This window comes from Streptomyces daghestanicus (assembly GCF_020521275.1).
In the GTDB taxonomy this organism is placed as follows: domain Bacteria; phylum Actinomycetota; class Actinomycetes; order Streptomycetales; family Streptomycetaceae; genus Streptomyces; species Streptomyces griseoviridis.
The window spans coordinates 88,276-94,828 of sequence record NZ_BNDX01000003.1 but is presented as its reverse complement, the minus strand read 5'-3'; the positions used below and the strand labels follow the sequence as shown (position 1 = coordinate 94,828).

Annotated in this window: 5 protein-coding genes and 1 pseudogene; 3 read left to right on the top strand and 3 right to left on the bottom strand. The window is 74.9% G+C overall.

Annotated features, from left to right (window positions below):
• A pseudogene (locus Sdagh_RS07035) lies at positions 1–272 on the top strand (MFS transporter); the annotation flags it as partial.
• On the opposite strand, the gene Sdagh_RS07030 reads toward Sdagh_RS07035, so the two are convergent.
• Positions 177–1,199, bottom strand: a complete 1,023-nt coding sequence (locus tag Sdagh_RS07030; protein ID WP_190076626.1) for a GlxA family transcriptional regulator — start codon at positions 1,197–1,199, stop codon at positions 177–179. The pseudogene Sdagh_RS07035 and the gene Sdagh_RS07030 sit on opposite strands and share 96 nt — an antisense overlap.
• Before the next feature lie 72 nt (positions 1,200–1,271).
• Here Sdagh_RS07030 and Sdagh_RS07025 point away from each other — a divergent pair, with 72 nt between their 5' ends.
• Entirely contained in the window at positions 1,272–2,564 is a 1,293-nt protein-coding gene (locus tag Sdagh_RS07025) for an MFS transporter (RefSeq protein ID WP_190076625.1), read from the top strand.
• A 23-nt stretch (positions 2,565–2,587) separates the two neighbouring features.
• Positions 2,588–3,556 (top strand): hypothetical protein, encoded by a 969-nt coding sequence (locus Sdagh_RS07020; RefSeq protein WP_226534774.1) that lies wholly within the window; start codon positions 2,588–2,590, stop codon positions 3,554–3,556.
• Here Sdagh_RS07020 and Sdagh_RS07015 read toward each other — a convergent pair.
• Both Sdagh_RS07015 and Sdagh_RS07010 read right to left on the bottom strand, forming a co-directional pair.
• On the bottom strand, positions 3,526–4,713 hold the full coding sequence (locus Sdagh_RS07015; RefSeq protein WP_189414525.1) for a flavin-containing monooxygenase: 1,188 nt from the start codon (positions 4,711–4,713) through the stop codon (positions 3,526–3,528). The genes Sdagh_RS07020 and Sdagh_RS07015 overlap by 31 nt on opposite strands.
• A 39-nt stretch (positions 4,714–4,752) precedes the next feature.
• Entirely contained in the window at positions 4,753–6,396 is a 1,644-nt protein-coding gene (locus Sdagh_RS07010) for a subtype B tannase (RefSeq protein WP_226534772.1), read from the bottom strand.
• Between the last annotated feature and the right edge of the window lie 157 nt (positions 6,397–6,553).

Sequence of the window (6,553 nt, the reverse complement as noted above, 5' to 3'; positions counted from 1 at the left end):
GCGCCGGGTACTCGGTGATGTACGCCGCCGCGGGCGCGGGCTACGCGGTGACCGGCGGCCTCGCCGGGCTGCTGCTCGGCGTGGCCGCCCCCTCCACCGCCATCCTGGCCGGCGTCGCGCTGACCCTCGCCCTCGCCCTCGTCGGCTGGTGGGGCGAGGTCCGGCGGGCCGCCCGCTCAGCCGGTGGCGACGGCGCCGCGCGGCGCCCCGGCCGGCCCGCTGCGGAAGGCCCGCCGGTACGCGGTGGGGGCGACCCCGAGCGTCGCCTGTAGGTGCTGGCGCATCGACTGGGCCGTGCCGAACCCCGCCTGCCGGGCCACCTGGTCCACGGAGAGGTCGGTGGACTCCAGCAGGTGCCGGGCCCGTTCCACCCGCTGCAGGGTCAGCCACTGGCCGGGGCTGATCCCGACCTCCTCGCGGAACCGCCGGGTGAAGGTCCGTACCGACATGGCCTCCCGTTCCGCCAGGTCCCGCAATCGGAGGGGCTCGTGGAGGCGGTCGAGCGCCCAGGCGCGGGCGCCGGTGGTGGACGCCTGCTGCGGGTCGGGCACCGGCCGCTCGATGAACTGGGCCTGACCGCCGTCCCGGTACGGCGGCACCACCGTGCGCCGGGCCACGTCGCTCGCGACGGCCGCGCCGTGGTCCCGGCGGACCAGGTGCAGGCACAGGTCGATGCCGGCCGCGACCCCCGCCGAGGTCAGCACGTCGCCGTCGTCCACGAAGAGCACGTCCGCGTCGACCCGGACCCGGGGGAAGAGCCGCTGGAAGTGCTCGGCCGAGGCCCAGTGGGTGGTCGCCGGACGGCCGTCGAGCAGTCCGGCGGCGGCGAGCACGTAGCCGCCGGTGCAGATGGCGACCAGCCGGGTGCCGGGCCGGACCAGGGCCAGGGCCGCGGCGAGCTCCGGGGTCAGCACGCCCTCCTCGTGCACGGGACCCAGCTCGTAGGAGGCGGGCACGACGACCGTGTCGGCGGTGGCCAGCGCCTGTGGGCCGTGCTCCACCAGGACCGCGAAGTCGGCGTCGGTGGCGACCGGGCCGGGCGGCCGGACCGAGCAGGTGACGACCTCGTAGAGCGGACGGCGCCCGGCGTCCCGGGCCATGCCGAAGATGCGCTGCGGGATGCCCAGCTCGAACGGGATCAGACCGTCCAGGGCGAGGACGACGACGCGGTGCGGGCGGGGTTCCCGGTCGGACGGCATGGCCCGATCCTAGCGAACCATGTCCTCCGGGCCACTCGCTGCGGACCGGCCCGGTGACACAAGCTCCATGACGTGACCCAGACAAGCGAAACGGCGGCCGCCGCCCGGCCCGTCCGGCAGCCCCGGCGCCGGGTGCACCGCGCCTGGTTCGTCGCCGCCGTCACCTTCGTGACGATCATCGGCGCCGCCGCCTTCCGCGCCGTGCCCGGCATCCTCATCGACCCGCTGCACGCGGAGTTCGGCTGGTCGCGCGGCACGATCGGCGCCGCCGTCTCCGTCAACCTCGCGCTCTACGGCCTCACCGCGCCCTTCGCCGCCGCCCTGATGGACCGCTTCGGCATCCGGCGGGTGGTCGCCGCCGCCCTCACCCTGATCGCGCTCGGCTCCGGGCTGACCGTCTGGATGCAGTCGGCGTGGCAGCTGATGCTCTGCTGGGGCCTGCTGGTCGGCCTCGGCTCGGGCTCGATGGCCCTCGCCTTCGCGGCGACCGTCACCAACCGCTGGTTCGCCACCCGGCGCGGCCTGGTCAGCGGCATCCTCACCGCCGCCTCCGCCTCCGGCCAGCTGATCTTCCTGCCGCTGGTGTCCTGGATCGTGGAGAGGTACGACTGGCGCCCGGCCGCCGTCACCGTCGCGCTCGCCGCCCTCGCGGTCGTCCCCTTCGTCTGGCTGCTGCTCCACGACCACCCGGCCGACCTCGGACAGAAGCCGTACGGCGCCACGGAGTTCGTCCCCGGGCCCGCCCCCGTCACCGGCGCCGCGCGGCGCACCCTGGACGTCCTCGCCACCGCCGCGCGCACCGGTACCTTCTGGCTGCTGGCCGGCACCTTCGCGATCTGCGGCGCCTCCACCAACGGCCTGGTCCAGACGCACTTCGTGCCCGCCGCGCACGACCACGGCATGCCGGTCACCGCCGCCGCCTCGCTGCTCGCCGTCATCGGCGTCTTCGACGTGGTCGGCACGATCGCCTCCGGCTGGTTCACCGACCGCTTCGAGCCGCGCCGCCTGCTCGCCGTCTACTACGCCCTGCGCGGCGTCTCCCTCCTCTTCCTCCCCATGCTCCTCGCGCCGGCCGTGCGCCCGCCGATGGTCTTCTTCATCGTCTTCTACGGCCTCGACTGGGTCGCCACCGTCCCGCCCACCCTCGCCCTGTGCCGCGAGCGGTTCGGCGACGACAGCGCGATCGTCTTCGGCTGGGTCCTCGCCTCCCACCAGGTCGGCGCCGCGCTGGTCGCCTTCCTCGGCGGCGTCGCCCGCGACGTCTTCGGTTCCTACGACGTCGTCTGGTACGCCTCCGGGGCGCTGTGCGCGGCGGCGGCGCTGATGGCCCTGGTGATCAGGCGGCGCCCGGTGCCGGCGCTCTGACGGGCCGGCCGTACGCTTCCCCCGTGACGTGGGGGGACACGGTCCGGCGGATTCGCTCGGCCTGGACGTACGAGGAGACGCGGACGGCCGCCGCGTGCAGCGCGGCGCAGTGGCCGGCCGCGTGGCTGGCCTGGTGGGTGCTGACGCGGAGCGTCCAGGACGACTACGGCATCGGGTACGGCGGTGCGTTCGGCCTCATCTGCCTGCTGCTGTTCGCCCCGCTGTACCTGCCGGTCCTCGGCCTGCTGCACACGCTGCTGCACATCGCGCCGGCCGCCGTCCTCGCCCGTACGGCACCGGCCCGCCGGCTGCCCGGCCCCGCGTGGGCCCGGCACCTGGCCGCGGTGGCGCTGCTCGGCGCGGTGTGGGCGGTCCCGGTGGCCTGGGCGGCGGGGTCGGGCTTCTGGAGTACGGCCCTGTCGTGCGCGCTGCTCGGCGCGGCGCCGGCGCTGGCCGCGGGGTACGCCCGCCGGGGCCGCCGTACGGAGTCCGACCTGCCGGGCTGGGGATGCTGGGGGGTGTGGTTCCGGGCCGGGGCCGGCGGGTTCCTGCTGTTCGCCGGGGCCTTCGGCGGTCTCGCGCTGGCCGCCCGGTCCGGGCTGGTCCCGGAGTACGAGCCTCCGGTGCTCTCCGCCGCCCAGGTCACCGGGGTCTGGCGAAGCGGGGACGGCGCCGTGCTGCGGCTCGACGCGGACGGCGGGGCCGAGCCGGTCCGGCTGCCGATGAAGGTCACCGACCGCACCGACCGGTCGATCCCCGTCTGCGCCGGCGCCGGCACCTGGTCCCTGCGCCGGGACGGCCCCTACGGCGAGGAGCGGGCCGGCGTCCTGGTCCGCCCCGGCGCGTCCGGCTCCTGCGACCAGGACACGTACTGGACCATCGGCGGCACCGAGGACGCCCCCGAACTCTTCGTCCTCCTGGGCGACCCCGACGCCGGCGACCTGCTGGTCCTGACCCGGGATCAGGGCAGCCGGGCGGCCCGGCTGCCCTGACGGCGGTCGACCGCGCGCGCGATGCGCACCGCGTCGCGGGCGAGTTCCCGGAGCATCCCGCTGATGGGGTTGGTGAAGCCGGTGAAGTACAGGCCGGGGGCGTCCTTCGGGGTGCGGGCACCCCGGACGACCGGACGGCCGCGCGCGTCCAGCACGCCCAGGTGGCCGACGAGCCCGGTCAGGCCGCGCTCGTACCCGGTGGCGGCGATCACCGTGTCCGGGGCGACGCGGTCGCCGTCCGCGAGGACCACCTTGCCGCCCTCGAAGCCCTCCACGGCGGCGACCACCTCCACCCGGCCCCGGCGCACCGCGTCGATCAGACCGACGTCCTGCACCGGGACGGCCCCCTGCCGCACCCGGCTGTACAGGCCGGTGTCCGGGCGGGGCAGGCCCCGCGCCGACAGGTCGGGGACGCTCACCCGGGCCAGCGGCCGGGCCAGCCGGTCGACGAGCCGCACGGGCAGCCGGCGGACCAGGACCGCCGTGTACTGGGCGGCCCACCCGGCGGTCGAGCGGCGCACCAGGTGCGGCGGGGTGCGCACCGCCAGCCGGACCCGCGCGGCACCGCCCTCGACCAGGTCGACGGCTATCTCGGCACCGGTGTTGCCGACCCCAACGACGAGGACGTCCCGGCCCGCGTGGGGCGCGGCGGAGCGGTACTCGCAGGCGTGCAGGAACGTTCCGGTGTAGCTGTCCCGGCCGGGCCAGTCCGGGACCCGGGGGGTGTGGTTGTAGCCGGTGGCCACCACCACGGCGGCGCCGGTCAGTTCGCGGCCCCCGGAGGCGCGCAGCAGCCAGCCGTCGCCGTCGGGGGCGGGCTCGACGCGGTGCACCTCGACGCCCGTGACCACCTCCAGACGGTGGTGCTCGGCGTACTTCTCCAGGTAGCGCACGACGTCGTCCCGGGCCGGCCAGCGCCCGAACCGGCGCGGCATCGGCAGGCCCGGCAGGGACGACAGACGTCGGGTGGTGTGCAGTCGCAACCGGTCGTAGTGGCGGCGCCAGGACGCGCCGACCTGGTCGGACCGCTCCAGCACGACGGCGCGCACGCCCCGGGCGCGCAGGGCGTACGCGGCGGCGAGCCCGCCCGGTCCGCCGCCGATGACGTAGACCGGGCGCCGCGCTGGGGAATCGGTGAGGTCGGGGGAGTCGGCCATGCGGCGAGCGTAATCACCGCCCGCCGCCCGCGGGACCGGCTAGGCCGACTTGTGACCGGCCGTCTTCGCGACCCACTCGATGAAGTCGCCGGCGTCCTCGTTGGCCCCGTGCCCGGCGTCCCAGTAGTAGCGGTGGCTGACGTCGTCGCCCAACTGGTGGGCGGCGGCGGCCAGGTTGGCGGAGACGGTGAGCGAGGTGTCGGAGTCCGCGCTGCCGAGCCTGATCCACCAGTGCCTGCTGCGGCCGGGGTTGACCCGGTCGACCAAGTGGTACATCGGGTTCATCAGCCGCAGCTTCTCCGGGATGTCGCTCGCCAGGCGGGCGCTGCTCCCCTTGTCCTCGCGCAGGCTGTGGAGGGTGAAGTGGCGGTACTGCTCGGTGCCCGCGCCGAACTCGTTGTTGATGTCGCCGGACATCGTGTCGGAGGAGTCGGTGGGGAAGGCGAAGAGGTCGAAGGCGGGGGCGTCCTTCTTCCGGGCGCCGACGTGGGTGAGGAAGCCGGCCCAGGTGAAGGTGGCCTTCTCGCCGTCCCAGGTGATGAAGGTGTGCTTGGCCAGGTACGTCGCGCGGTCGGCGTCCGAGAGGGCGGCGAGGTACCTGGTGGCCGACGGCCACAGGTACGTCTTCAGCAGGTAGTCGTCGTAGTTGCGGGCGTTGAGCGTGCCGAAGCCGCCGAGGCCGCGCAGCTTCAGGCCCGCCTGGTACTCGGCGAACTGCGACTTCAGTTCCCTGGAGACGGTCTGGTCGGCCTGCGCGCCGGTGCTGAGCTTGTTGGTGCCCCAGTTCCACTCGTAGGCGCCGTCGGCGTGCTCCAGGTCGGTGATCGGGCACCAGGCGCCGGTCGCGAAGACCGCGTCGGAGGCGTCGGCGGCGCCGATCTCCTCCAGGTACGCGTCGTAGAGCGGGCTGTCGCCGGACGCGCCGAGCAGTGCGGAGAGGGCGCCGCCGGCGCTGGTACCGGTGGAGAAGATGCGGTCCGTGTCACCGGGGACGCGGCCCTTGTTGGCGCGCAGGTAGCGGACGGCGGCCTTCAGGTCGACGATCGCGGCGGGCGCGGTGCCGTAGTACTCGCCCGCGCTGTTCTTCAGGGTGCGGCCGCGCGCGCCCGGCTCCACGACGACGTACCCGGCGGCCAGGCCGAGCTGCGGCAGGCTGACCGTCCTGCCGCCGGCGAGCTGGGCGGAGCTGCCGGACTCGGTGCCGGAGGTGGCGGACGCGGAGGGGGCGGCCGAGGCGCTGGGGGCGCCGCCCGGCGCGGTCCCGCCGCCGCCCATGCCGCCGCCGCCCACGCCGGTGGCCTCGGCGACCGACGCGGGCAGGTAGCCGCCGACCGAGTTCGCGAACAGGATCGGGGCGCCGGTCGCGTCCACGGCCTTGCCGTCGATTGTCACGGGGAGGCTGATGTTCAGGCTCTGGTACTTCTCGTCGACCGGCTTGGCGACATAGGTGACCGCCTTCCAGAAGCGGTACGTCACCTCGTGCTCGTCGCCGGCGGCGTCCGTGACGGTCGTCGTCAGCGTGGTGGAGGCGTCCTTGTCGAAGACCAGGGCGCCGGACGCGGTGGCGCCGCCCTTCTCGTTCTCCGCCCGCGCGGTGAGCGCGATGCCGCCGGCCGCCGCGACGCCCGCGGTGGCGCCGATCCCGATGACGACGCTCCTGCGCCTGACTGCCCTGTGTTTCACGTTGACGCCCTCCTGGGTCCCTGACGGGCTTGCGTCTGTGAACGTAGAACATGTGCCGACAAGATTGCCAACAATCTGCCGGATTCACGGGAGACGCACAGCTTCACGGTTGCCGCACAGGGCACCACGGGCGTGACCGCGTGGCGCGTACAGACAT

Excerpts from the sequence above, each read along its gene's own strand:
- Sdagh_RS07030 (WP_190076626.1), bottom strand. The coding sequence starts at position 1,199 with ATGCCGTCCGACCGGGAACCCCGCCCGCACCGCGTCGTCGTCCTCGCC.
- Sdagh_RS07015 (WP_189414525.1), bottom strand. The coding sequence starts at position 4,713 with ATGGCCGACTCCCCCGACCTCACCGATTCCCCAGCGCGGCGCCCGGTC.